The 25,479-nt window shown below is 69.8% G+C and carries 21 protein-coding genes, 2 tRNA genes and 3 pseudogenes; 12 read left to right on the top strand and 14 right to left on the bottom strand.

Annotation, left to right across the window (positions count from 1 at the left end; translation table 11 throughout):
- Window positions 1–256 precede the first annotated feature (256 nt).
- Window positions 257–1,129, bottom strand: a complete 873-nt coding sequence (locus LUZ64_RS11845) for a rhomboid family intramembrane serine protease (protein WP_095580856.1) — start codon at window positions 1,127–1,129, stop codon at window positions 257–259.
- Window positions 1,130–1,227: 98 nt separating this feature from the next.
- A complete protein-coding gene (locus LUZ64_RS11840; protein WP_095580855.1) occupies window positions 1,228–1,755 on the bottom strand; it encodes a peptidylprolyl isomerase in 528 nt (175 codons plus the stop codon).
- A gap of 247 nt (window positions 1,756–2,002) precedes the next feature.
- Here LUZ64_RS11840 and LUZ64_RS11835 point away from each other — a divergent pair, with 247 nt between their 5' ends.
- A complete protein-coding gene (locus tag LUZ64_RS11835; protein ID WP_095580854.1) occupies window positions 2,003–2,665 on the top strand; it encodes a DUF5324 family protein in 663 nt (220 codons plus the stop codon).
- 80 nt (window positions 2,666–2,745) lie between these two features.
- Here the strand turns inward: LUZ64_RS11835 and LUZ64_RS11830 are convergent.
- Window positions 2,746–2,818: transfer RNA gene (locus tag LUZ64_RS11830), tRNA-Ala, on the bottom strand.
- A gap of 118 nt (window positions 2,819–2,936) precedes the next feature.
- Here LUZ64_RS11830 and LUZ64_RS11825 point away from each other — a divergent pair.
- Both LUZ64_RS11825 and LUZ64_RS11820 read left to right on the top strand, forming a co-directional pair.
- Window positions 2,937–3,482, top strand: coding sequence for a helix-turn-helix domain-containing protein (locus tag LUZ64_RS11825; protein WP_087927265.1), 546 nt, complete (start codon window positions 2,937–2,939; stop codon window positions 3,480–3,482).
- 51 nt (window positions 3,483–3,533) lie between these two features.
- Window positions 3,534–4,712: a serine/threonine-protein kinase gene (locus LUZ64_RS11820; protein WP_095580853.1), complete on the top strand. Its 1,179-nt coding sequence runs from the start codon at window positions 3,534–3,536 to the stop codon at window positions 4,710–4,712.
- 159 nt (window positions 4,713–4,871) lie between these two features.
- On the opposite strand, the gene LUZ64_RS11815 is transcribed toward LUZ64_RS11820, so the two are convergent.
- The 11 genes and pseudogenes from LUZ64_RS11815 to LUZ64_RS38185 form a co-directional block, all read right to left on the bottom strand.
- The gene (locus tag LUZ64_RS11815; RefSeq protein ID WP_003958712.1) at window positions 4,872–5,006 is read right to left on the bottom strand and encodes a DLW-39 family protein; all 135 of its coding nucleotides are present in this window, start codon (window positions 5,004–5,006) and stop codon (window positions 4,872–4,874) included.
- 215 nt (window positions 5,007–5,221) lie between these two features.
- Window positions 5,222–5,295 (bottom strand) — tRNA-Ile (locus tag LUZ64_RS11810).
- 72 nt (window positions 5,296–5,367) lie between these two features.
- The gene (locus LUZ64_RS37490) at window positions 5,368–6,279 is read right to left on the bottom strand and encodes a DUF3566 domain-containing protein (RefSeq protein ID WP_232389900.1); all 912 of its coding nucleotides are present in this window, start codon (window positions 6,277–6,279) and stop codon (window positions 5,368–5,370) included.
- 132 nt (window positions 6,280–6,411) lie between these two features.
- Window positions 6,412–9,042 (bottom strand): DNA gyrase subunit A, encoded by a 2,631-nt coding sequence (gene gyrA, locus LUZ64_RS11800; protein ID WP_095580852.1) that lies wholly within the window; start codon window positions 9,040–9,042, stop codon window positions 6,412–6,414.
- 51 nt (window positions 9,043–9,093) lie between these two features.
- Window positions 9,094–11,139: a DNA topoisomerase (ATP-hydrolyzing) subunit B gene (gyrB, locus tag LUZ64_RS11795; RefSeq protein ID WP_095580851.1), complete on the bottom strand. Its 2,046-nt coding sequence runs from the start codon at window positions 11,137–11,139 to the stop codon at window positions 9,094–9,096.
- Window positions 11,140–11,533: 394 nt separating this feature from the next.
- A complete protein-coding gene (locus LUZ64_RS11790) occupies window positions 11,534–12,073 on the bottom strand; it encodes a DciA family protein (protein WP_095580850.1) in 540 nt (179 codons plus the stop codon).
- The gene (gene recF, locus LUZ64_RS11785) at window positions 12,070–13,194 is read right to left on the bottom strand and encodes a DNA replication/repair protein RecF (RefSeq protein ID WP_095580849.1); all 1,125 of its coding nucleotides are present in this window, start codon (window positions 13,192–13,194) and stop codon (window positions 12,070–12,072) included. The genes LUZ64_RS11790 and recF overlap by 4 nt, the downstream gene beginning before the upstream one ends.
- Window positions 13,195–13,237: 43 nt before the next feature.
- Entirely contained in the window at window positions 13,238–14,116 is an 879-nt protein-coding gene (gnd, locus tag LUZ64_RS11780) for a phosphogluconate dehydrogenase (NAD(+)-dependent, decarboxylating) (protein ID WP_087927257.1), read from the bottom strand.
- A gap of 158 nt (window positions 14,117–14,274) precedes the next feature.
- Window positions 14,275–15,405, bottom strand: coding sequence for a DNA polymerase III subunit beta (gene dnaN, locus LUZ64_RS11775; protein WP_095580848.1), 1,131 nt, complete (start codon window positions 15,403–15,405; stop codon window positions 14,275–14,277).
- A gap of 892 nt (window positions 15,406–16,297) precedes the next feature.
- Window positions 16,298–17,398: pseudogene (dnaA, locus tag LUZ64_RS38190) on the bottom strand (chromosomal replication initiator protein DnaA); the annotation flags it as partial.
- An 87-nt stretch (window positions 17,399–17,485) separates the two neighbouring features.
- Window positions 17,486–18,268: pseudogene (locus LUZ64_RS38185) on the bottom strand (chromosomal replication initiator protein DnaA); the annotation flags it as partial.
- Window positions 18,269–18,694: 426 nt separating this feature from the next.
- Between LUZ64_RS38185 and rpmH the strand changes: the two are divergent.
- From rpmH to LUZ64_RS11725, 9 genes and pseudogenes are all read left to right on the top strand, one after another.
- A complete protein-coding gene (gene rpmH / locus LUZ64_RS11765) occupies window positions 18,695–18,832 on the top strand; it encodes a 50S ribosomal protein L34 (protein ID WP_003949374.1) in 138 nt (45 codons plus the stop codon).
- Between the two features lie 25 nt (window positions 18,833–18,857).
- Window positions 18,858–19,226, top strand: a pseudogene (gene rnpA, locus LUZ64_RS11760) (ribonuclease P protein component); the annotation flags it as partial.
- A gap of 62 nt (window positions 19,227–19,288) precedes the next feature.
- Window positions 19,289–19,606 (top strand): membrane protein insertion efficiency factor YidD, encoded by a 318-nt coding sequence (yidD, locus tag LUZ64_RS11755; protein WP_095580845.1) that lies wholly within the window; start codon window positions 19,289–19,291, stop codon window positions 19,604–19,606.
- A gap of 3 nt (window positions 19,607–19,609) precedes the next feature.
- On the top strand, window positions 19,610–20,701 hold the full coding sequence (yidC, locus tag LUZ64_RS11750) for a membrane protein insertase YidC (protein WP_095580844.1): 1,092 nt from the start codon (window positions 19,610–19,612) through the stop codon (window positions 20,699–20,701).
- A 14-nt stretch (window positions 20,702–20,715) separates the two neighbouring features.
- The gene (locus LUZ64_RS11745) at window positions 20,716–21,234 is read left to right on the top strand and encodes a Jag family protein (protein WP_087930557.1); all 519 of its coding nucleotides are present in this window, start codon (window positions 20,716–20,718) and stop codon (window positions 21,232–21,234) included.
- A 128-nt stretch (window positions 21,235–21,362) separates the two neighbouring features.
- The gene (gene rsmG, locus LUZ64_RS11740; RefSeq protein WP_087927251.1) at window positions 21,363–22,073 is read left to right on the top strand and encodes a 16S rRNA (guanine(527)-N(7))-methyltransferase RsmG; all 711 of its coding nucleotides are present in this window, start codon (window positions 21,363–21,365) and stop codon (window positions 22,071–22,073) included.
- Window positions 22,074–22,382: 309 nt separating this feature from the next.
- Window positions 22,383–23,435, top strand: coding sequence for a ParA family protein (locus tag LUZ64_RS11735; RefSeq protein WP_095580843.1), 1,053 nt, complete (start codon window positions 22,383–22,385; stop codon window positions 23,433–23,435).
- The gene (locus LUZ64_RS11730) at window positions 23,432–24,532 is read left to right on the top strand and encodes a ParB/RepB/Spo0J family partition protein (RefSeq protein WP_095580842.1); all 1,101 of its coding nucleotides are present in this window, start codon (window positions 23,432–23,434) and stop codon (window positions 24,530–24,532) included. The genes LUZ64_RS11735 and LUZ64_RS11730 overlap by 4 nt, the downstream gene beginning before the upstream one ends.
- Window positions 24,533–24,833: 301 nt before the next feature.
- On the top strand, window positions 24,834–25,451 hold the full coding sequence (locus LUZ64_RS11725) for a GNAT family N-acetyltransferase (RefSeq protein WP_095580841.1): 618 nt from the start codon (window positions 24,834–24,836) through the stop codon (window positions 25,449–25,451).
- Window positions 25,452–25,479 lie beyond the last annotated feature (28 nt).

Below are 25,479 nucleotides of genomic sequence, written 5' to 3'. Positions count from 1 at the left end.
CCGCCCTCGCACAGAGCTACGTTTCCGCTGGAAGCGGCGCTGCGGTGGTCGATACGCAGCGCTTGTGATCAGTCACACCGGCGTCAACGGCGAGGAAGTTATCCACAGATCTTCTGAGTTTTTCCCCACTGTGGACGAGGGTGTGGATAACTCCTCGGAAAGCTCCCCGGAGGGCTTGCGCGCCGGGCCCGCGCACCCCTCTCACGGGGGCCCGGCCCGGCTCGGGCACCGACTCTCACAGGAGCCGCGGGCCCGCTCAGGCACCGATCTGGAGGGTCCGCGCGATCACGGCGACGACCACCACCAGCAGCGCCGCCCCACAGGTGAGCCGCTGCACCAGCACGCGCTTCTCCCGGGGCGCGTGCACCAGGCCGTACGCCACCGCCGTGCCCATCACCAGGCCGCCGATGTGCGCCTGCCAGGCGATGTTGTGCCAGGTGAAGGTGAAGATCAGATTGAGCACGAGCAGCGCGATCACCGGGCGCATGTCGTAATTGAGGCGCCGCATCAGCACCGCGGTCGCGCCCAGCAGACCGAAGATCGCCCCGGACGCGCCGAGCGAGGGCTCGTACGGCCCCGTGACCAGGTAGGTCAGCGCGCTGCCGCCCAGGCCGGACAGCAGATAGAGCGCGAGGAAGCGGGCCCGGCCGAGCGCCGCCTCCAGCGGGGGGCCGAGCCACCAGAGCGAGAGCATGTTGAACGCCAGGTGCATGGGCGCCTGGTGCAGGAACGTCGAGGTCAGAAGGCGGTACCACTCGCCTTCCGCCACACCGTAAGGACCCAGCCGGGTGAACAGGTCGAGGTCAAAGACGAGCTCGTCGCCCACGGACATCACGGCGATCCACAGGGCGACGTTCAGCCCCAGGAGGACCTTGGTCACCAGCCGGGGGTCGGCCGAATGGGCGGCGCCCGCGATCGTACGGGGCGTGGTGTCCCGCACGGGGGCGGCCCGCCCGGGCCCCTGACCGCTTCCGGCGGCGTCCGTACGGCCGCTCACACAGTCCGGGCACTGGAATCCGACGGAGGCGCTGACCATGCAGTCCGGACAGATCGGGCGATCGCAGCGGGTGCAGCGGATGCCCGTCTCCCGGTCCGGATGCCGGTAGCAGCCGACGGCCTGGTCGTTCATGCGTTCCCCTTGCGCCTGTCGCGGGCGGGCCTGTGCATGCCGCGCGGCCCCGCCCGTCTTACGGACGGGCGGGGCGCCGGGTTCCCGGAGGTCCGGGCTCAGCGGGTCTCGACGACGACCGACTCGATGACGACGTCGTTCACCGGGCGGTCGGTGCGCGGGTTGGTCTCGGTGGTCGCGATGGCGTCCACGACCTTCTTGCTGGCGTCGCCCACGACCTCGCCGAAGATCGTGTGCTTGCCGGTCAGCCAGGCGGTCGGCGAGACCGTGATGAAGAACTGCGAACCGTTGGTGCCCGGCCCCGCGTTGGCCATGGCCAGCAGGTAGGACTTGGTGAAGGCGAGGTCGGGGTGGAACTCGTCCTTGAACTTGTACCCCGGGCCACCGGTGCCGTTGCCCAGGGGGTCGCCGCCCTGGATCATGAAACCCTCGATGACGCGGTGGAAGACCGTGCCGTCGTAGAGCCTGTCCGTGGTCTTCCGGCCCGTCTCCGGGTTGACCCACTCCCGCTCGCCCCGAGCGAGCTCGACGAAGTTCTTGACCGTCTTGGGCGCGTGGTCCGGGAGGAGCCGGATCTCGATGTCGCCCTGGTTGGTCTTCAGGGTGGCGTAGAGCTGCTCAGCCACGATCTACCTTCCATAGTCTTCACTGACGGCTAACGATCCTCGCACGTGCCGGTTCGCGGCGAGTAGCGGGCAAACGCCCGCGCGCGGCGCGGAATCGTGGCATTGTCGACCGAAGCTCCCCGGAAATCCGATGCCCTCCCGCATGACCCGGATGCCCGCTCGCACGTGCCGGACCGCCCGCCGGCAGGCATGATTTTCCACTGGGTGGAAAGGCGACAAAACATACGCCACCGAGGAGGAGGTTCTCGTGACCCGCAAAGACAGCGTGCGCGCCGCGGCCGACCAGGCGAAGGAAAGCGTGCGACACGCCGCGGACGTGGTGGCGCCCTACGCCGGCACGGCCAGGGACGCCGCCGTGCACTACGCGCACGAAGCCCGTGTCCAGCTCGCCCCCAAGGTCTCCACGGCGGCGCGCCAGGTCCGCACCACCGCCGGGGAGCAGTACCACGCCCGGGTGGCACCGCACCTGGAGCACGTCCGCGGCTCCCTCCCGCCCAAGGTCGACCAGGCCGCCGCGCGCGCCCGCGCCGTCGCCGAGCCGGTCCGTGACGAGGCCGTCGCCCGGTCCGCCGCCGCCCTCGCCGCGCTCCGCGGCCATGTCTCCGCCGAAGAGATCGACAAGCTGGTGAAGCGGCGTGACCGCCGGTGCCGCTCCGGGCGGGTCGCCAAGCGCGTCGCCCTCCTCGGACTGCTGGCCGGCGGGGCGTACGCCGCCTGGAAGTGGTGGGACAAGCAGGCCAACCCCGACTGGCTCGTCGAGCCGCCCGCCCCCACCGAGATCGCCGACCGTGCCCCGCTGAGCTCCGTCGACGGCAGCGCCGAGGCCTCGCTCGACCCCGAGGTGCAGGCCAAGCAGGACCGCGAGGACCGGGTGGAGGACGAGATCGAGGAGCGCGGCGAACAGCGCTGACCTGCGGCGACTCCACAAGCTGTGGAAAAAGCCGCGAGGCGGGAGACCTGCTGGTCTCCCGCCTCGCGGCTTGTGGGCTGTGGAGCCTAGGAGAGTCGAACTCCTGACATCCGCCATGCAAAGACGGCGCTCTACCAACTGAGCTAAGGCCCCTTCGCCGATCAGGATACCCGGTGACGGCGCTCTTTCCCGACCGGGTATCGCCGGGGCACACCACTCTCCGTAGGATGCACCGCAAGATTCGCGGCAGCGAAGCGAAGGGGAGAGCGAGATGGACGCAGCACAGCAGGAAGCCACCGCCCGCGCACGGGAGCTCCAGCGGAGCTGGTACGGGGAGCCCTTGGGCGCGCTCTTCCGCCGTCTCATCGACGACCTCGGCCTCAACCAGGCCCGTCTCGCGTCCGTTCTGGGGCTGTCCGCGCCCATGCTCTCCCAGCTGATGAGCGGTCAGCGGGCCAAGATCGGCAACCCCGCGGTGGTGCAGCGGGTGCAGGCGCTCCAGGAGCTCTCCAGCCAGGTCGCGGACGGCAGTGTGAGCGCCGCCGAGGCCGCCGACCGGATGGAGGAGGTCAAGAAGAGCTCGGGCGGCTCGGTCCTCAACTCCACCCAGACGACGGCCAGCAGCGGCGCGCCGACCGTGCGGCGGGTGGTCCGCGAGATCCAGTCGCTGCTGCGCTCCGTGGCGGGCGCCGGCGACATCATCGACGCGGCGCGCGCCCTCGCCCCGACCCACCCCGAACTGGCCGAGTTCCTGCGGGTGTACGGCGCCGGGCGGACCGCCGAGGCGGTCGCGCACTACGAGGCGCACCAGAGCTGACCGTGCCGGGGTGGGGCCGGGGACGGCCGACGCGGGGGTGATACGAGCGCCATGGGTGAGGTCTTCGCCGGGCGGTACGAGCTGGTGGACCCGATCGGGCGCGGCGGGGTGGGAGCCGTCTGGCGGGCGTGGGACCGGCGCCGGAAGCGCTATGTGGCGGCGAAGGTCCTCCAGCAGAGCGACGCGCACACCCTGCTGAGGTTCGTCCGCGAGCAGGGGCTGCGCATCGACCATCCCCATGTGCTGGCGCCGATGAGCTGGGCGGCCGACGACGACAAGGTGCTGTTCACCATGGATGTGGTGCGCGGCGGCTCGCTGGCCCATCTCATCGGCGACTACGGCCCCTTGCCGCCGCACTATGTGTGCGTCCTGCTGGAACAGCTGCTGTCGGGGCTCACCGCGGTGCACACGGAGGGCGTGGTGCACCGGGACATCAAGCCCGCCAACGTCCTGCTGGAGGCGACCGGTACGGGCCGCCCCCATGTCCGCCTCTCGGATTTCGGCATCGCCATGCGCAAGGGCGAGCCTCGGCTGACGGACACCAACTATGTGATGGGCACGCCGGGTTATTTCGCGCCCGAGCAAATGCTGGGGGAAGAACCGGACTTCCCCGCGGATCTCTTCGCCGTCGGGCTGATGGCCCTGTATCTCCTCACGGGTGCCAAGCCCGACGCCGAGGCCCTGGTGCGCCGGTTCCTCGAGAACGGCACCCCGCACGCCCCCGAAGGGGTGCCCGGGCCCCTCTGGCAGGTGATCGCGGGCCTGCTCCAGCCCGATCCCTGTGTGCGCTTCCGTACGGCCTCGGGGGCGCGCAAGGCACTGGCGGCGGCCGTGGAGCTGATGGACGGGCCGGCCGCGGACGAGGAGCCGATCGAGGTCTTCGACCAGCTGGGTCCGCTGCCGCCGGGGTTCGGGCCGCACGGTCCCCTGCCGAAGACGGAAGCACAAGCGGAGGCTGCGGACGGACCCCCGCGCCCGGCGCCTCCCGGGCCCCGGTACGTGCCCGGCGACACCCCTCCCGCGCCCGCGGTCCCGCCCCGGCCTCCCGTGCCCGCCTATCCGCCCACGCGCCCGTACACGGCCCCCAGCCCCGCCGGGCCGCCCGGGAGTCCCGCCTCCGCGCCCGCGCCGGGGAGGCGCCCGGGGCCGCCCGCGAAGGTGGCGGTCCCGGTGCTGCTGGTGGCCCTGATCTGCCTGGCGGTGGGCATCTGGGCGCTGTCCGTCAGCTGATTCACTTTCGCAATCATTTTATTTGCTAGAGCGAATCAAGTGGGGTGGGGGCGCGTCGGCGGCCGGGCTACGGAAAGACCGCCCGCCGCGGAAAGACCCCGGGAACGACAGAGCCCCGGCCGCGTCGGCGGCCGGGGCTCTGCTTCAGGACTTGTTGTCTCACACACCCGAACCTGCGGGCACGGAGTCGGTCGCCTCCGTCCACAGGTCCTGCTCGGCGCGATCCGCCTGGATCTGGCGGTACACGAGGAGCCCGCCGATGGCGGCCAGTGCGACCAGGAGGAGCTTCTTCACCGCGCGACCTCGTCTTTCCTTGACGTAAGGGGACCTCTGGTGGCCGATGATACACACCGGCCGATACCGATCGGTGACCTGGCGGGGTCCGCTTCCCGCACCGTGACGGAGCCCGGACGCGCCGCGGACGAACCACGGACAGAAGCCCAACTTCCCCGCCACGCAAAACAGATCGGCCCGGGCGGAGAATTCTCCGTCCGGGCCGATCTGGCCGGTGGGGCTAACAGGACTTGAACCTGTGGCCTCTTCCTTATCAGGGAAGCGCTCTAACCGTCTGAGCTATAGCCCCGCGCTGCACCGAAAGATTAGCGCACTTGGGGCCCAGTCCCAAAATCGTCCGGGCCCCGGCCGCCGAGGACGGCTATTCGTCCTCGGCGAGCGTCAGCTCCACGCCGCCCACGAAGCCGGCGGAGAGGTTGTAGACGAAGGCGCCCAGCGTCGCCAGAGCGGTCGCCAGGACCACGTCGATCACCGCGATGAGCGACGTGAAGATCAGGACGTTCGGGAGCGACAGGAACGACTCCAGGTCGAAGCCGCCGCCCTCGCTGCCCGTGGTGGCGTCGCTGACGGTGCCGCCGACGGCCTGGAAGACGCCCATGGCGTCCATGACCGTCCAGAGCACCGCGGCGGCCACGATCGTGCACACGCCCACGGCGATCGACAGCAGGAAGCTGACCTTCATCACCGACCACGGGTCCACCTTGGCCACCCGCAGCCGCGCCTTGCGCGTACGGGGGGCCGACGGGGCCGCCTGGGCCTCCTGGGCCGTACGCGGCTCCGGACGGGGCCCGGGGACCCTCGGCTGCTCCGCGGCCCGCTGGGCGGCCGCCGGGGCGCTCCGGGCGCCCGTGGAGGCCTTGGCGCCCACGGCGTCCGGTGCGGCGTCCGGTGCGCCCTTGTCGAGCTTGGTGCTCTTGCCGGACGGCTGGGCCACCGGGGCGGGCCGACGCGGGTCGACCTTCCCGGGCTTGCCCACCTTGCCGGAGGTGTCGGCCTCGGCGGCCGGCTTCCCCGCCGGCCCGGCCTCGGCGGCCTTCGGCGTGGCCGTCTTCTCGGAAGCCGTCCCAGAAGCCTTCCCGGGGGTCTTCCCGGCAGCCTTGCCGGCCGCCTTCCCGGAGGTCTTCTCCGACGTCTTCTCTCCGGCGGCCTCGGCCGGCTCGCCGGCCTTCGTGCCGTTGGAGTCTGTGGAACCGGAACCCGAAGCGGAACGCTCCGCCGGCGGCGCGTACGCCTGCGGCGGGTGGTAGGGCTTCGGGTCTCGGGTGTCCGTCACGGTCCCCCCTTGGGAGTCGACGCCGTCAGCGCCTGAACCACGGGCACCGGGATCGTCGGCGACAGGGCCGGCGGGGCTGCGCCGCTTGGCACCAGCACCGCTTGCCGCGGCGCCCGTGGTTCGACTCACGACTTACTCCTCGGTGTCCTCGACCGAGGGCGCCTCGCCCTCGGCCATCTGAGACCCGTCGCCCTCGGCTGCGTCGACCAACTCATCGACCTCTTCCGCCTCGCGACCGGCCTCGGCATTGCGTGCGATGCCCACGACGGCATCCCGCTTGCCCAAGTTGATCAGCTGGACGCCCATGGTGTCACGGCCCGTCTCCCTGACCTCGTTGACCCGGGTGCGGATGACACCGCCCCCGAGCGTGATGGCGAGGATCTCATCCGTCTCCTCGACCACCAGCGCGCCGACCAGCGAGCCACGATCCTCCACGATCTTGGCCGCCTTGATACCGAGGCCGCCGCGGCCCTGGACGCGGTACTCGTCGACGTTCGTCCGCTTGGCGTATCCACCGTCGGTGGCGGTGAAGACGAACGTACCGGCGCGGACGACGTTCATCGAGAGCAGCTCGTCGCCCTCGCGGAAGCTCATGCCCTTGACGCCGGAGGTCGCCCGGCCCATGGGCCGCAGAGCTTCATCCGTTGCGGTGAACCGGATCGACTGGGCCTTCTTGCTGACCAGCAGCAGGTCGTCCTCGGCCGACACCAGCTCGGCGCCGATCAGCTCGTCCTCCGCGCCGCTCTCCGTCTCCCGGAGGTTGATCGCGATGACACCGCCGGAGCGCGGCGAGTCGTAGTCCTTCAGGGAGGTCTTCTTCACCAGGCCGGACTTGGTGGCGAGCACCAGGTACGGCGCCGCCTCGTAGTCCCGGATGGCCAGGATCTGGGCGATCTTCTCGTCCGGCTGGAAGGCCAGCAGGTTGGCCACGTGCTGGCCACGGGCGTCCCGGCCGGCGTCCGGCAGCTCGTACGCCTTGGCCCGGTAGACCCGGCCCTTGTTGGTGAAGAAGAGCAGCCAGTGGTGCGTGGTGGAGACGAAGAAGTGGTCGACGATGTCGTCCTGCTTCAGCTTCGTGCCGCGCACGCCCTTGCCGCCGCGCTTCTGCGAGCGGTAGTCCTCGGTCTTGGTGCGCTTGACGTAGCCACCGTTGGTGATGGTGACGACGATGTCCTCCTCGGCGATCAGGTCCTCGATGGACATGTCACCGTCGAAGGGGATCAGCTTGGAGCGCCGGTCGTCGCCGAACTTCTCGACGATCGCCGTCAGTTCCTCGCTGATGATCATGCGCTGCCGCTCGGGCGAGGCCAGGATCGCGTTGTACTCGTTGATCTTCGCCTGGAGCTCGTCGTGCTCGGCGGTGATCTTCTGGTGCTCCAGGGCCGCGAGGCGCCGCAGCTGCATCTCCAGAATGGCGTTGGCCTGGATCTCGTCGATCGTCAGCAGGCCCATGAGGCCCTCGCGGGCGATCTCGACGGTGTCGCTGCGCCGGATCAGCGCGATGACCTCGTCGATGGCGTCGAGCGCCTTCAGCAGACCGCGCAGGATGTGCGCGCGCTCCTCGGCCTTGCGCAGCCGGAAGCGGGTGCGCCGGACGATGACCTCGACCTGGTGGGTCACCCAGTTGCGGATGAAGGCGTCGATCGAGAGGGTGCGCGGCACCCCGTCGACGAGCGCCAGCATGTTCGCGCCGAAGTTCGTCTGGAGGTCGGTGTGCTTGTAGAGGTTGTTCAGCACGACCTTGGCGACGGCGTCGCGCTTGAGCACGACGACCAAGCGCTGGCCCGTGCGCGAAGAGGTCTCGTCACGGACGTCGGCGATGCCACCGATCTTGCCGTCCTTGACCAGATCGGCAATCTTCTGGGCGAGGTTATCCGGGTTGACCTGGTAGGGCAGCTCGGTGACCACCAGGCACTGACGGTTCTGGATCTCCTCGACCTCGACCACCGCGCGCATGGTGATCGAGCCGCGGCCGGTGCGGTAGGCGTCCTCGATGCCCTTGCGGCCGACCACGAGGGCGCCGGTCGGGAAGTCGGGGCCCTTGATCCGCTCGATCAGCGCCTCGAGGAGCTCCTCGGGGGTCGCCTCCGGGTTGGCCAGGTACCACTGGGCACCCTCGGCGACCTCGCGGAGGTTGTGCGGCGGGATGTTGGTGGCCATACCGACGGCGATGCCCGCCGAACCGTTGATCAGCAGGTTCGGGAAGCGCGCCGGCAGGACCGTCGGCTCCTGGTTGCGGCCGTCGTAGTTGTCCTGGAAGTCGACGGTCTCCTCGTCGATGTCCCGGAGCATCTCCATCGACAGCGGGATCATCTTGCACTCGGTGTACCGCATGGCGGCGGCCGGGTCGTTGCCCGGAGAACCGAAGTTGCCGTTGGAGTCGACGAGCGGCATGCGCATCGACCAGGGCTGGGCGAGGCGCACCAGGGCGTCGTAGATCGAGGAGTCGCCGTGCGGGTGGTACGTACCCATGACGTCACCGACGACGCGGGCGCACTTGTAGAAGCCCTTCTCGGGGCGGTAGCCGCCGTCGTACATCGCGTAGAGCACACGGCGGTGCACGGGCTTGAGGCCGTCCCGCACATCGGGCAGCGCACGCGAGACGATCACGCTCATCGCGTAGTCGAGGTACGAGCGCTGCATCTCCGTCTCGAGCCCGACGGGCTCGACGCGCATCCCGACGCCCTCCAGCGGGGCGGGCGCGCCCTCGGGCGTCACCTCGGGCACGGGGGCGGTGGGAGTCTCAGGGGTCTCGTCGGCCATTGCTGTTCAAAGTCCTTTCGCGCTGCGGCTGTTTCTCGTGGGCCGACAGGCTCAGATGTCGAGGAAGCGGACGTCCTTGGCGTTGCGCTGGATGAAGGAGCGCCGCGCTTCGACGTCCTCGCCCATGAGCACCGAGAACAGGTCGTCCGCCTGCGCGGCGTCGTCCAGGGTGACCTGGCCGAGCACGCGGTGGTCGACGTCCATCGTGGTGACGCGCAGCTCCTCGGCGTTCATCTCGCCGAGACCCTTGAAGCGCTGGACCGAGTCGTCCTTGATCCGCTTGCCGTTCTCCCGGCCGAGCTGGATCAGGGCGTCGCGCTCGCGGTCGGAGTACGCGTACTCGAAGTCGTCCCGGCCCCACTTGATCTTGTACAGCGGGGGGCGGGAGAGGTAGACGTGCCCGGCCTCGACCAGCGGCCGCATAAAGCGGAAGAGGAAGGTGAGCAGCAGGGTGTTGATGTGCTGACCGTCGACGTCGGCGTCCGCCATCAGGATGATCTTGTGATAGCGGAGCTTCGCGATATCGAAGTCCTCGTGCACACCGGTGCCGAAGGCCGAGATCAGGGCCTGGACCTCGGTGTTCTGCAGGATCTTGTCGATCCGCGCCTTCTCGACGTTGAGGATCTTGCCTCGGATCGGGAGGATCGCCTGGTACTGCGGGTTGCGGCCGGACTTGGCCGAGCCGCCGGCGGAGTCACCCTCGACGATGAAGATCTCGCACTTCGTCGGGTCGTTGGACTGGCAGTCGCTGAGCTTGCCCGGCAGCGACGCCGACTCCAGCAGGCCCTTGCGGCGGGTGAGGTCACGGGCCTTGCGGGCCGCGACACGGGCCGTCGCCGCCTGGATGGACTTGCGGATGATGTCCGCGGCCTCGTTGGGGTTGCGGTCCAGCCAGTCCGTGAGGTGCTCGTGGGCGACCTTCTGGACGAAGGTCTTCGCCTCGGTGTTGCCGAGCTTCGTCTTCGTCTGGCCCTCGAACTGCGGCTCGCCGAGCTTGACGGAGATGATCGCCGTCAGACCCTCGCGGATGTCCTCGCCCGTGAGGTTGTCGTCCTTCTCGCGGAGCAGCTTCTTGTCGCGGGCGTACCGGTTGATCAGACCGGTCAGGGCCGCGCGGAAGCCCTCCTCGTGCGTACCGCCCTCGTGGGTGTGGATGGTGTTGGCGAAGCTGTAGACACCTTCGCTGTACTGGCTGTTCCACTGCATCGCGATCTCGACCGAGAGCATGCGCTCCTTGTCCTCGGCCTCGATGTCGATGACGGTCGGGTGGATCAGCTCGCCCTTGCGCGAGTTGAGGTACTTCACGAAGTCGACGATGCCGCCCTCGTAGTGGTAGTCCACCATGAGCGGCTTGCCCTCTTCGTCGACGTGGTCGACGCGCGTGTCCGTCAGCGAGATCCGCAGTCCCTTGTTGAGGAACGCCATCTCCTGGAAGCGCCGCGAGAGCGTCTCGAAGGAGTACTCGGTGGTCTCGAAGATGTCGCCGTCGGCCCAGAAGGTGACGGAGGTGCCCGTCTCGTCGGTCGCCTCGTTCTTCTGGAGGGGGGCCGTGGGGACACCGAGCTTGTAGTCCTGGGTCCAGCGGTGGCCGTCGGTCTTGACCTCGACCGCGACGCGCGTCGACAGGGCGTTGACGACCGAGACGCCGACGCCGTGCAGACCACCGGAGACGGCGTAGCCGCCGCCGCCGAACTTGCCGCCCGCGTGCAGGACGGTCAGCACGACCTCGACGGCGGGCTTGCCCTCGGAGGGGACGATGCCGACCGGGATGCCTCGGCCGTTGTCCACGACGCGCACACCGCCGTCGGGGAGGATCGTCACATCGATGGTGTCCGCGTGGCCCGCCAGGGCCTCGTCGACGGAGTTGTCGACGACCTCGTAGACGAGGTGGTGGAGGCCACGCTCACCGGTCGAGCCGATGTACATACCGGGTCGCTTGCGGACCGCGTCCAGTCCCTCCAGCACGGTGATCGCACTGGCGTCGTACGACGTCTCGCCGGCGACGGCGCCGGTGACGGCGTCCTCGGCCGTGGAGGGGGTGGTGTTCTCGTTGGGGTTGCCGGAATCGGCCACGAAGCGCCCTTTCTGGCACAGCACAGGCCCTCCCCTGCCTACGGCGGGGAGACCCCACCCGGAGCAGGCAGGAGCGGCTGCGTCGTTCTGCGTTGGTCGACGTGTCCCGCGAACCGGCGGGATTGTCACCAGTCTACCGGTAGCACTGACATGAATGGGGGTTTGGCGGTGCCTGAGTCCTCACGTGCCGCCCTGAACCGGCATCAGCCGACTCCCTATATATGGACCCGGGCTCCAAGAGGCTCACAGCGGCACTCAGCGCTTCGGGCTGTCAACCGCCCGCTACCGTGCGCGGAGGACCGGCCCCGGTGTGTCGCGAGCCCGCGGCGGGCGCCGGGCGCGGGACGGGCGCGCGGCGGTCCGCGGGCCGTCTACCAGGGGGCGGGAGAGGGGACGGACGACGCCCGGCCGGCACCGGTCATCCGTAGGTGTCGCCGGGGCCCGTGCTCCCGGGCGCGCGCAGCGGCCCGTACCGGCGGGCGGGGCCGCCCGGACCCAGCACCTTGATCATCTTGACGGTGCCCTGGCCCAGGTCGGCGTTGAGCCGGGCCACCAGCTGGGGGGCCAGCAGCCGCAGCTGGGTCGCCCAGGCCGTCGAGTCGCACTGCACGGTCAGCACCCGCGCGTCCTCGTCGTACTTCTGCGGCTCGCAGTGCAGGGCGACCTCCGGCCCCACCATCTGCGGCCAGCGGCCCATCACACCGCCGACGGCCGCGGGCGTCTCCCAGCCGCGCTCGGTGATCAGCCGGTTGATGGCGGCGCCCAGCGGCAGCGGGTCGCGCCCGTCCGCCCGCGCGCCCGAGCGCAGACCGCCGCGGCGCGCCTGCTTCTTCTGCTGGGCGGCGTTGCCGCGCGCCCGGGCCTGCTCCTTGGCGGCCCGCAGCGCCACCCGCGCCAGGTCGACGCCTGAGGGTTCCGGGGTCGCGGGCGCCTTCGGGTTCTTCTCGCCGTCGCTCACAGCCGTTCCACCACGCCTTCCGAGACCGCGTACCGCGCGCCCACCAGGACGTCCGGCACGTCGTCGTCGACCGCGGCCGTCACCAGCACCTGCTCGCCGGGGGCCACCAGCTCGGCCAGCCGCTCCCGGCGTCTGGCGTCCAGCTCGGCGAAGACGTCGTCGAGCACGAGGACCGGTTCGTTGCCCTCGGCGCGCAGCAGCTCGTACGAGGCCAGCCGCAGCGCCAGGGCGTACGACCAGGACTCGCCGTGGCTCGCGTAGCCCTTGGCGGGGAGCCGGCCGAGCTGGAGGAGCAGCTCGTCGCGGTGCGGTCCGACCAGTGTCACCCCGCGTTCGATCTCCTGCTTGCGGACCTCGGCGAGGGCGGTGAGCAGCGCTTCGTAGAGCTCCTCGCGGGTGTGGGCCCCGGCCAGGGCCTCGGGCCCGCGGTATTCGAAGGAGACCGGGCCGCCGCCGGGGGCCAGCTGCTCGTACGCCTTCTCGGCCAGCGGCCGCAGGGTGGCGATCAGGTCGAGGCGGCGGTCCAGCAGCTCCGCGCCGGCCCGGGCCAGGTGCTGGTCCCAGATGTCGAGGGTGGAGAGGTCCAGGCCGCGGCCACCGTGGCGGCGGGCCATGGCCGCGCTCTTCAGCAGGGTGTTGCGCTGCTTCAGGACGCGGTCGTAGTCGGAGCGCACGCCCGCCATGCGCGGCGAGCGGGCGGTGATCAGCTCGTCCAGGAAGCGGCGGCGCTCTCCGGGGTCGCCCTTGACCAGGGCCAGGTCCTCGGGGGCGAACAGGACCGTCCGCACGATGCCGAGGACGTCGCGGGGTCTGACCTGGGAGGAGCGGTTGATCCGGGCCCGGTTCGCGCGGCCCGGGTTCAGCTCCAGCTCTATCAGCTGCTGCCGGTCGCCCTGGACGACCGCGGCGCGGACGATCGCGCGGTCGGCGCCCATCCGCACCAGGGGCGCGTCGGAGGAGACCCGGTGGCTGCCGAGCGTCGCCAGATAGCCGACGGCCTCGACGAGGTTGGTCTTCCCCTGGCCGTTCGGCCCCACGAAGGCCGTGACGCCCGGGTCGAGCGGGACCTCGACCCGGGCGTACGAGCGGAAGTCGGCCAGCGACAGATGCGATACATGCATGGGGGCGCGCCGACCTCTCCCGGCTCTTCCTGCTGAGTGGTGCTTACTTCTTGTTCTCGACCGCGTGGCCGCCGAACTGGTTCCGCAGCGCGGCGATCATCTTCATCTGGGGCGAGTCGTCCTGGCGGGACGCGAAGCGGGCGAAGAGCGACGCGGTGATCGCGGGCAGCGGCACGGCGTTGTCGATCGCGGCCTCGACCGTCCAGCGGCCCTCGCCGGAGTCGGCGGCGTAGCCGCGCAGCTTGTCGAGGTGCTCGTCGTCGTCCAGGGCGTTGACGGCCAGGTCGAGCAGCCAGGAGCGGATGACCGTGCCCTCCTGCCAGCTGCGGAAGACCTCGCGGACGTCGGTGACCGAGTCGACCTTCTCCAGGAGCTCCCAGCCCTCGGCGTAGGCCTGCATCATGGCGTACTCGATGCCGTTGTGGACCATCTTGGCGAAGTGGCCCGCGCCGACCTTGCCCGCGTGGACGGAGCCGAAGTCGCCCTCGGGCTTGAGCGCGTCGAAGATCGGCTGGACCTTCGCGACGTTGTCGGCGTCGCCGCCGTACATCAGGGCGTAGCCGTTCTCCAGGCCCCAGACGCCGCCGGAGACGCCGCAGTCGACGAAGCCGATGCCCTTGGCCGCGAGCTCCTCGGCGTGCTTCTCGTCGTCCGTCCAGCGGGAGTTTCCGCCGTCGACGACGACGTCGCCGGGGGAGAGCAGCTCACCGAGCTCGTCGATCGTGGACTGGGTGGCGGCGCCGGCCGGGACCATGACCCAGACGACGCGGGGGCCCTTCAGGGAATCCACAAGCTCCTGGAGGCTGTGGACATCCGCGAGGTCCGCATTGCGGTCGTATCCGATGACGGTGTGGCCTGCGCGGCGGATGCGCTCGCGCATGTTGCCGCCCATCTTGCCGAGACCGACGAGACCGAGCTCCATGGGTGATCCTCTATGCCTTGATTGCGTGCGTGCCTGGGTCCGAGCCTACGCCCGAGGGTCCGTGCACAGCTGTGGGCTCAGCCGCTCAACGGGTGAGTGGGCCGGCTGTGGACAGCCGACCCACTCCTTCCGGCGGCTTCGGCCGCTTCCGGGACGGATCAGCCCGACAGCCGCACCGGCATGATCAGGTACTTGTACGCGTCGTCCGCCTCGGCGTCCAGCGCGGGCCGGCCGCTGAGCAGGGCGGGCTTGGTGGACGTCGTGAAGGACAGCTGGGCGACCGGGGAGTCGATCGCGGAGAGGCCCTCCAGCAGGAAGCCGGGGTTGAAGGCGATCGAGATGTCGTCGCCGTCGAGCTGGGCGTCGACGCGCTCCACAGCCTGTGCGTCGTCGCTGGAGCCGGCCTCGAGGATGAGCACACCCTGCTCGAAGCTCAGCCGGACCGGGGTGTTCCGCTCGGCGACGAGGGCGACGCGCTTGACGGCCTCGACGAACGGGGCGGTCTCGATCACGGCGATGGAGTTGAACTCCGTCGGGAAGAGCGTGCGGTACTTCGGCAGGTCGCCCTCGAGCAGCCGCGTGGTGGTGCGGCGGCCGGCGCCCTCGAAGCCGATGAGGCCCTCGCCCGCGCCGGAGCCGGACAGGGCGATCGAGACCGTGTCACCGCCGCTGAGCGACTTGGCGGTGTCCAGGAGCGTCTTGGCGGGCACCAGGGCGACCGCGGAGATGTCCGGCGTCTCGGGCTTCCACATGAACTCGCGGACCGCGAAGCGGTAGCGGTCGGTGGAGGCCAGGGTGACGGTGTCGCCCTCGATCTCGATCCGGACACCGGTGAGCACCGGCAGCGTGTCGTCACGGCCGGCGGCGATGGCGACCTGCGCGGCGGCGGCGGCGAAGACCTCGCCCGGGACGGTGCCCGTGGCCGTCGGCATCTGCGGCAGCGCCGGGTATTCCTCCACAGGCAGGGTGTGGAGTGTGAATCGCGAGGAGCCGCAGACGACGGTGACGCGCACGCCGTCGGTGGAGATCTCCACAGGCCTGTTGGGAAGCGCGCGGCAGATGTCGGCGAGGAGCCGGCCGGAGACGAGGACGGTGCCGTCCTCCTCCACGTCCGCGTCGACCGAGACGCGGGCCGAGACCTCGTAGTCGAAGCCGGAGAGGCTCAGGGAGCCGTCCTCCGCCTTCAGCAGCAGGCCCGCGAGGACGGGCACCGGCGGACGGGCCGGGAGGCTGCGGGCCGCCCAGGCCACTGCCTCCGCGAGTACATCGCGCTCCACCCGGATCTTCACCGGAACCGCCTCCTGCTTGTTGCTGGCTCGCCCTGCTGGCTTCTTCGTCGGCTGCTTGCCGGAGACCAGTCTGACGCACACCGCTGACAGCTCGTGCGTCTCGGGGTCAAGTCGGGTCGGAGGGCGTGGCGCGGCCCGCGGCCGAGTTGTGCACAGGGCCCACTTCGAAACCAGTTCCCCGCTAGATCTCTGTGGTCGTAGTAGTAGGGCCTGTGGAAACGGTGGAAAACCGCCTTTGCCCAGGTCAGACCCATTTTTTTGTCCACCGGGCCTGTGGGCGGCGGCGGTGGAAAAGCGGGGTGGTCTGTGGACCGGGGAAAGTTCTGCACACCCCGTGCACAGGCAGGGGGTACTTCTCCCCAGGGCTGTCCCCAGTTTTACCCACGTTCCCCACAGCCCAACCCGGCAACTTCGTGTGACGCCTTTCACTCGAGCCGGTGAGCGGGGGTGTTTCGTTACCGAACAGTGGACAGGGGTGTGGACAGGCTGTGTACAACATCCACTTCCCTGTGGGTGGCCGGTGGACAACCTTCGCTGGGCCTTGTGGGTGATTCCGTCGTCCACAGGCTGTGGAATCCCGTCAGCCACAAATCCACACGCCGCTGACCTCCCCTGATGGCCTATCAACAGCCTGGGCTGTGGACAGCCTATGGACAACTTCGCCGTCCCCAGGGTGTGGACAGCCGGTCGGCCGGAAATCTGTGGAGAACCGGCGGCCGGGCTTCCGTATTCGAACAGAGCTCCTGCCCGGCCGCGGTCGCGGCGCCCTCCGGATCGTCCACGGACCGGCCACAGACCGGCCACGGATCGTCCACGGACCGCCCGGAGGACCGCGAAAAGGCGCTCCGGGAAGCCTCCCGAAGCGCCCTCAGCGGTGCTTCCGCGGTCTGTGTCAGCCGTTCTTGATGCGGTTGGTCAGCTCCGTCACCTGGTTGTAGATCGAGCGTCGCTCGGCCATCAGCGCGCGGATCTTGCGGTCCGCGTGCATCACGGTCGTGTGGTCGCGGCCGCCGAACTGCGCGCCGATCTTCGGCAGCGACAGGTCCGTCAGCTCGCGGCAGAGGTACATGGCGATCTGCCGGGCCGTCACCAGCACCCGGCTGCGCGAGGCTCCGCAAAGGTCCTCGACGGTGTGCCCGAAGTAGTCGGCCGTCGCCGCCATGATGGCCGGCGCGGTGATCTCCGGTGAGGCGTCCTCGCCGCCCGGGATGAGGTCCTTGAGGACGATCTCGGTGAGGCCGAGGTCCACCGGCTGGCGGTTCAGGCTCGCGAACGCCGTCACCCGGATCAGCGCGCCCTCCAGCTCACGGATGTTGCGCGAGATGCGGGACGCGATGAACTCCAGCACCTCCGGCGGAGCGTTCAGCTGCTCCTGGACCGCCTTCTTGCGCAGGATCGCGATGCGCGTCTCCAGCTCCGGCGGCTGGACGTCCGTGATCAGGCCCCACTCGAAGCGGTTGCGCAGCCGGTCCTCCAGGGTCACCAACTGCTTGGGCGGCCGGTCGGAGGACAGCACGATCTGCTTGTTGGCGTTGTGGAGCGTGTTGAAGGTGTGGAAGAACTCCTCCTGCGTCGACTCCTTGCTCGCCAGGAACTGGATGTCGTCGACCAGCAGGATGTCCATGTCGCGGTAGCGCTTGCGGAACGCGTCCGCCTTGCCGTCGCGGATGGAGTTGATGAACTCGTTGGTGAACTCCTCGGAGCTCACGTAGCGCACGCGCGTGCCCGGGTAGAGGCTCCGCGCGTAGTGCCCGATGGCGTGCAGCAGGTGGGTCTTCCCCAGCCCCGACTCGCCGTAGATGAAGAGGGGGTTGTACGCCTTGGCCGGCGCCTCGGCGACCGCGACCGCCGCCGCGTGCGCGAAGCGGTTGGACGCGCCGATGACGAACGTGTCGAAGAGGTATTTCGGGTTCAGACGGGCCGTCGGCTCACCCGGGCCGGCCGCGGGCGCGGGCTGCGCGCCGAGCGGGCCGGGGGCACCGCCGGGCTTGGGGCGCCCGCCCTGGCCGCCGCCGCGGGAGTGGCTGTCGGGCAGCTCGCGGCGCTGCTGGGGCTCGTACGGCTGGCGCTCCGGCTGAGAGCGGTAGTCCGGCTGCGGCTGCTCGTACGACTGCTGCTCGTAGGAGGAGCCGTGCTGGGTCGCGTACGGGTCGCGCTCGCCGTCCTGGAAGCCGCCGAGGCGCTGCTGCTGCCAGCCGTAGTCGCCCCGCTCCCCACGGTCACCGCGTTCCCCGCGGTCGCCCCTGTCGCCCCTGTCGCCCCTGTCACCGCGCTCGACGCGCTCGCCGCGGTCCGCCGCGGGGCCGGGCGGGCCGGAGTGGCGGGGCCAGGCGCCCGGCTCGCTCCGGGGCTGCTGGTAGTCGGGGTAGGCGGGGCGTACGGACGGGAGGTCGTCGCCCGGGGCCTGGCGCCCGTAGCTCTCCCGGCCGTCGTAGCCGCCGTGGTTCTCGTAGCTCTCGTATCCGTCGCGGCCGTCGCGCGCGTCCCGCTGGTCGTAGGCGTCGCGGCCCTGGCCCTGGTGGGCGCCGCCCGGCTCGTCGTAGCGCGGCTGCTGGGGCGCCTGGGGGCGCTCGGCGGGCGGCTCGCCGGCGGATTCGTCGACGGTGATCGCGATCCGGATGGGGCGGCCGCACTCGCGGCTCAGCGTCTCGCTGACGATCGGGGCGAGCCGGCCCTCCAGGACGCCCTTGGCGAATTCGTTGGGCACGGCGAGCAGGGCCGTGTCGGCCACCAGCGCGAGCGGCTGGCACCGCTTGATCCAGTGCTCGTCCTTGCTCTCCACGCCCTGGCCCCGGCCTTCGCCCAGGAGCTGTTCGAGCACGCGCGGCCACACTGCGGCAAGATCGGCGGGCAGGTCAGCCACAGGGCACGCTCTCTCAGTCACTGGGGGGAACCCTGGAGTCCCACGAATGTGTGGTTCTCGGGACGGTCGGGAAGGATTCGGAGTTGAGCCACGGTAGTCAGGGCGAGGTGCGTGGTTCAAGTCGTTGTCCACAGGGTGTGTACAAATGTGCCATGAGGTGGGGCGTGGCGACTCACCGCCCTGTGGGACGCTACGGTGTATCCCTGGTGCACTGCCGGTTTGACCGAATGGCGTAGCCGCGCGTACCGTGACCAGGTCGAGTTGTCGATGGCTGCTGCCGCCTGCCTCCGATGGGCAACGGCCGCTTCCCCTTCGGGGAGGTGGTCATGAAGCGGTGCACTCGGGCGTATTGCGAGCTTCTCGTGGGCGCACGGTGACAGCCAGGCGATGTCCCGCCATCACACGATTCATTTCTGGAGCCCCCGAGTGAGCAAGCGCACCTTCCAGCCGAACAACCGTCGTCGCGCGAAGACCCACGGTTTCCGCCTGCGCATGCGCACCCGTGCCGGCCGCGCGATCCTCGCGTCCCGCCGTGGCAAGGGTCGCGCCCGCCTGTCGGCCTGATCATCCTGACGTCAAGGTCCATGACGTGCTGCCTTCCGAGTCTCGGCTGAGGCGGCGCGAGGACTTTGCGACCGCGGTTCGCCGAGGGCGCCGGGCCGGCCGCCCGCTCCTCGTCGTCCACCTACGCGCAGGTTCCACGGACCCGCACACGCCTGGGGAGATTCTTCCCCAGGCGCGTGCGGGTTTCGTCGTGAGCAAGGCCGTGGGCATCGCCGTCGTCCGCAATCTGGTGAAGCGGAGGCTGCGCCACCTGATGCGTGACCGGCTGGATCAGCTGCCCGCCGGTAGCCTTGTGGTCGTACGGGCCCTGCCCGGCGCGGGCGAGGCGGACCACGATCAGCTGGCCCGTGATCTCGACACCGCGCTGCAGCGGCTGCTGGGAGGGGCGCCGCGCGACTCCGGTCCCCCGGGGGACACCCCCCGGAGCCCTGGCCGAGGCCCGGGAGGGAGCGCACGGTGAAGTATCCGCTGCTGTGGTTGATCAAGCTCTACCAGTGGACCATCAGCCCACTCCTGGGCCCGGTCTGCAAGTACTACCCGTCGTGCTCGCACTATGGCTATAAGGCCATCTCCGTGCACGGCGCGGTCAAAGGAACGGCGCTGACGGCCTGGCGCATCCTGCGCTGCAACCCGTGGTCGCTCGGTGGCGTCGACCACGTCCCTCCCCGGAAGCGTCCGGTCTGGCACCAGCGGCTGAGGAGCCGACTGGGTGGGCACCGCCTCACGGGGCCCGCCGCGCAGCCCGAGACCCAGCCCAACGCCCAAGGAGCCTGATTCGTGGACACGATCCTCGGTCCTCTCTATACCGCAGTTTCCTGGATCATCGTCCAGTTCCACTCGCTGTACAGCCTTGTCTTCGACGAGGACAGCGGCTGGGCGTGGGGTCTGTCCATCGTTTCGCTGGTGGTCCTGATCCGTATCTGCCTGATCCCGCTCTTCGTGAAGCAGATCAAGGCGACGCGGAACATGCAGGCGCTCCAGCCGAAGATGAAGGCGATCCAGGAGCGGTACAAGAGCGACAAGCAGCGCCAGTCCGAAGAGATGATGAAGCTCTACAAGGAGACGGGCACCAACCCTCTCTCGAGCTGTCTCCCCATCCTGGCCCAGTCGCCCTTCTTCATCTCGCTGTACCAGGTCCTGAACCACATCGCGCAGGGCAAGACGGTCGGTGTCATCGACAAGTCGCTGCTCGACAGCGCGCGGTCGGCGCACATCTTCGGCGCCCCGCTCTCCGTGAAGTTCATGGACTCCGCGTCCAAGGTCGAGAAGCTCGGCGCCTCGCTGACCGACGTCCGCGTCGTCACGGTCATCATGATCGTTCTGATGTCGCTGTCGCAGTTCTACACCCAGCGTCAGCTGATGACGAAGAACGTCGACCTCACGGTGAAGACGCCGTTCATGCAGCAGCAGAAGATGCTGATGTACGTCTTCCCGATCATGTTCGCCGTCTTCGGCATCAACTTCCCGGTCGGTGTCCTCGTCTACTGGCTGACCACCAACGTGTGGACCCTGGGTCAGCAGATGTTCGTCATCCGCCGTAACCCCACCCCGGGCAGCATCGCCTTCACCCAGCGCCAGGAGCGGCTGCGGGCCAAGGGCAAGCTGAAGGAGGACCCGGTGGAGGTCGAGGCGAAGAAGGCGGCCGAGGTCGCCCGCGCCAACCGGCAGCAGCCCAAGCGGCAGACGAAGTCCAAGCGCCAGCTCGCCGGCACCGTCCAGCCCGAGGCCGAGAAGACCTCGCTGGAGAAGCAGACGCCCGGGGACACCAAGCCCAAGCCCAAGCAGGCCGGCGGCGGCTCCGCCCGCAGTGCCAAGTCCGGGCAGCGCAAGGGCGGCCCGCAGCGGCCCAAGCACCCGACCAAGAAGTGACGAAGGAGTCCACCGTGACGGACACGCAGCCTCAGACCGGTGCCGCCGCCGAGGGCACCGACACCCTGTCCCGCCTGGAGCAGGAAGGCGAGATCGCGGCCGACTACCTCGAGGGGCTGCTGGACATCGCCGACCTCGACGGCGACATCGACATGGATGTCGAGGCCGACCGTGCCGCGGTGTCGATCATCAGCGACTCGACCAGCCGTGACCTCCAGAAGCTGGTCGGCCGCGACGGTGAGGTGCTGGAGGCGCTCCAGGAGCTCACCCGGCTCGCCGTGAACCGGGAGACCGGTGACCGCAGCCGCCTCATGCTCGACATCGCCGGCTTCCGCGCTCGTAAGCGCGAGGAGCTCGCGCAGGTCGGCGCCAAGGCGGCCGAGGAGGCGAAGAGCACCGGCCAGGCGGTCAGGCTCGACCCGATGACGCCGTTCGAGCGCAAGGTCGTCCATGACGCCGTGGCCGCCGCCGGTCTGAGCAGCGAGTCCGAGGGCGAGGAGCCGCAGCGCCGCGTGGTCGTCCTCCCGGCCTGAATCCAGCCCTTCTAGATCCCGCTTCTAGGTGTGTCCGGCCCCGTCTGCTCGCAGGCGGGGCCGATCCTTGTCAGCCTGATATTCGACTCTGACTTTCAGAGAGACGTCGTACGGAAGGACGGTTCCCCGTGGAAGAGGCAGCGGAGCTCCCCCCGGCGCCACCGGAGGCGCAGGAGGTCTTCGGCGACCGCCTGCCAGAGGCCATCCGGTACGCGGAGCTGCTCGCGGACGCGGGCGTACGGCGCGGCCTGATCGGGCCCCGTGAGGTTCCGCGGCTCTGGGAGCGGCACCTGCTGAACTGCGCGGTGCTCTCCGAGGCCGTGCCGGACGGCGTCTCGGTGTGCGACGTGGGCTCGGGTGCCGGGCTGCCGGGTATCCCGCTGGCCCTGGTGCGTCCCGACCTCCAGATCACGCTCCTGGAGCCGCTGCTGCGCCGTACGACGTTCCTCCAGGAGGTCGTCGAGCTGCTGGGCCTCGACCATGTCACGGTCGTCCGCGGCCGCGCCGAGGAGATGCTCGGCAAGGTCCAGCCGGTGCATGTGGTGACGGCCCGGGCGGTGGCCCCGCTGGACAGGCTGGCCGGCTGGGGCGTGCCGCTGCTGCGTCCCTACGGCGAGATGCTGGCCCTCAAGGGCGACACGGCCGAGGAGGAGCTCAAGGGGGCCCGTGCCGCGCTGAGCAAGCTCGGTGTCGTACGGACCTCGGTGCTCCAGGTCGGTGAGGGCATCGTGGACCCGATGTCCACGGTCGTGCGCGTCGAGGTCGGGGAGAGCCCCGGCGGAGTGCGTTTCGCGGCCAAGCGGGCCAAGGCCGCGGGTCGCTCGCGCCGCCGGCGCTGACGGGTGGGCCGCCGGGCAGGCGGCCCTCTCGCCGGGCGGCTCTCCACAGGACGAGCCGCCCGTCACCGGGCAATGCTCCATACAAGCTGCCAAACCTATGCAATGCGGAGTGTCGTGGCCTGGTAGCGGAGCGTCCGGTGCATCGTGTTTCACGTGAAACGTCGCTCCTTGCTCAAGGGAATCATCGGCCGTGGCCGGGCGGACGCCGAGCCGCGCGATCGCCGGGCGGCTCGGAACCCGGGTTCATCCACAGGTCTGGTGGATTCATCCACAGGAGAACGGGCCTCGCTGGTTCACGACCCCGAAACCATGGCAGGCTCTGTCTATTGCGAGCCTGAAGTCGAGGAGAGTGAATCCTTGCGGTCCGACGCCAATATCGCGGGGCCGATGGCCGATCCGGTCCCCGGTCCCCGTCCCGCCGACCCCCAGCCGGGAGCCGACCTCGGTCACCTGCCGACGGGCGAGGTCGTTTCACGTGAAACGCCACCACCGCCGATGCCCCGGCCGGACAAGACCCGGGTGATGGTGGTCGCCAACCAGAAGGGCGGGGTCGGTAAGACCACGACGACCGTGAACCTGGCGGCTTCGCTGGCCCTGCACGGCAACCGCGTCCTGGTCATCGACCTGGACCCCCAGGGCAATGCCTCCACGGCACTGGGCATCGACCATCACGCCGATGTCCCGTCGATCTACGACGTTCTCGTGGACAGCAAGGCGCTCTCCGATGTGGTGCAGCCGGTGCGCGATGTGGAGGGGCTCTTCTGCGCGCCCGCCACCATCGACCTGGCGGGCGCCGAGATCGAGCTGGTCTCCCTCGTGGCCCGCGAGAGCCGGCTGGACCGGGCGATCAAGGCTTATGAGCAGCCGCTGGACTACATCCTCATCGACTGCCCGCCCTCGCTCGGCCTGCTGACGGTCAACGCCCTCGTCGCCGGCGCGGAGGTCCTCATCCCGATCCAGTGCGAGTACTACGCGCTGGAGGGCCTGGGGCAGCTGCTCCGCAATGTGGAGCTGGTGCGGGGACATCTGAACCCCGAGCTCCATGTGTCGACGATCCTGCTGACGATGTACGACGGCCGGACCCGGCTCGCCTCGCAGGTGGCCGACGAGGTCCGGAGCCACTTCGGGCACGAGGTGCTGCGGACCAGCATCCCCCGGTCCGTGCGTATCTCGGAGGCGCCCAGCTATGGGCAGACCGTCCTCACCTATGACCCGGGTTCCACCGGTGCGCTGTCCTATCTGGAGGCGGCCCGGGAGATCGCGCTGCGGGGGGTCGGCGTGCGTTACGACGGTAGTAAGGCCCACACGGTGGGTCGCCAGCAACAGCAAGACCAGCACAGCATGTCGGAGGGGCTTCAGTGAGCGAGCGACGTAGAGGACTGGGCCGAGGGCTGGGAGCGCTGATTCCGGCCGCACCCAAGACCTCGGACAACGCCGGGCCGGTGGTGGGCCCCGGCGCGACGTCGCCGACGGCGGTCCCGGTGCTGACGGCCGAGCGAGATGTGGCCGAGGCGTCCTCTCCGCCCGTGGCCGATGTCCCCGTTTCACGTGAAACCGGGAGCGTCAGCCCCGCGGCTGATGCGCGGGCCGTGGAGATGCCGTCCTCGGGGGCGTATTTCGCCGAGCTCCCGCTGGAAGCCATTACCCCGAACCCGAGGCAGCCCAGGGAGGAGTTCAACGAGGACGCCCTCGCCGAGCTCGTCACCTCCATCAGCGAGGTCGGGCTGCTCCAGCCGGTGGTCGTCCGCCGGCTGGCTCCCGAGCGCTATGAGCTCATCATGGGCGAGCGGCGCTGGCGGGCCTGCCGCGCGGCGGGGCTGAAGACGATTCCGTCCATCGTCCGGGCGACCGAGGACGAGAAGCTTCTGCTGGACGCGCTGCTGGAGAATCTGCACCGCGTCCAGCTGAACCCTCTCGAGGAGGCCGCCGCCTACGACCAGTTGCTCAAGGACTTCAACTGCACGCATGACCAGCTGGCGGACCGCATCGGCCGGTCGCGTTCGATGGTCTCCAACACGCTCCGGCTGCTGAAGCTGCCGCCGGATGTGCAGAAGCGGGTCGCGGCCGGTGTGCTGTCCGCGGGTCACGCCAGGGCACTGCTGTCGATCGACGATGCCGCGGAGCAGAACCGGCTGGCCGTACGGATCGTGGCCGAGGGCCTGTCGGTGCGCTCGGTGGAGGAGCTCGCGACCCTGTGGAAGAAGGGCACGCGGAGCTCGACGAAGGCCAAGGGACCGCGCGCGGGTGCCAGGGTCTCGCCGGCACTCACCGGTCTCGCCACCCGGCTCTCGGATCGTTTCGAGACGCGGGTGAAGGTGGACCTGGGCCAGAAGAAGGGCAAGATCGTCGTCGAGTTCGCCTCGATGGAGGATCTGGAGCGCATTCTCGGCACGCTCGCCCCCGGCGAGGGCCGGGTGCTGGAGCAGAAGCTCTCCGGTGAGGACGGGGACACGGAGTAGGTCTGCCGACGGTAGTCGCGGAGGGCGGGTGGTGTTTCACGTGGAACACCACCCGCCCTTTGCCTTTCCCCGCTTTTCGGTCAATGCCCGTCCGGATACGATGCGTTGGGGCACGGCGCATCCACGTGGGACACGGTTCACGGAGGGGCGGGGCCATGCGAACGGTGAGTCGGACCGGACTGATGGCAGCGGGCTTCGGCCTGGGGGCGGTCGGCGGATTCGTCGGCGGCCTCCTCAGGGAACGGAGCGCACTGAGCGCCGCCCGGCGTGTGACACACGACGGAAGTGAGGAATCGGCTCCATGGGGCGTCGGCTTGTACCGCTCACGCTGGACAACCTCTCGGATCTCCCTCCGCGCTGTCGTGCCTGCGTCTTCTGGGAGCTGGACCCGGTCAGCGGTGAGGCCGCGCTGAGGACGGGCCGCCCGGAGCTGGAGAAGGAGGCATGGATCTCGGCCGTGCTGCTGGAATGGGGTTCCTGCGGCCGGGTCGTCTATGTCGACGAGGTCCCGGTGGGCTTTGTGCTCTACGCCCCGCCCGCCTACGTTCCCCGCTCGGCGGTCTTCTCCACGAGCCCGGTCGCCGCGGACGCCGTCCAGTTGATGACGTCCTGGCTGTCGCCGGCCTATCAGGGGCAGGGGCTGGGCCGGATGATGGTGCAGACCGTCGCCAAGGACGTCCTGCGGCGGGGCTTCAAGGCGATTGAGGCGTTCGGCGACGCCCGCTGGAAGGAGCCCGCGTGCGTCCTGCCCGCCGATCATCTGCTGGCGGTGGGCTTCAAGACCGTACGGCCGCACCCCCGCTATCCCCGCCTTCGGCTGGAGCTCCGGACGGCGTTGTCCTGGAAGGAAGACGTGGAGCTGGCCCTGGACCGGCTGCTGGGGGCGGTGCAGAAGGAACCCGCCCTCCGGCCGCTCTAGGAGCTGAGTACGTCGCGGACACGGAACA

The organism is Streptomyces albireticuli, assembly GCF_021228125.1.
In the GTDB taxonomy this organism is placed as follows: Bacteria; Actinomycetota; Actinomycetes; order Streptomycetales; family Streptomycetaceae; genus Streptomyces; species Streptomyces albireticuli.
The sequence above is the reverse complement of the archived record's forward strand: the minus strand, read 5'-3'. Positions and strand labels throughout refer to the sequence as shown.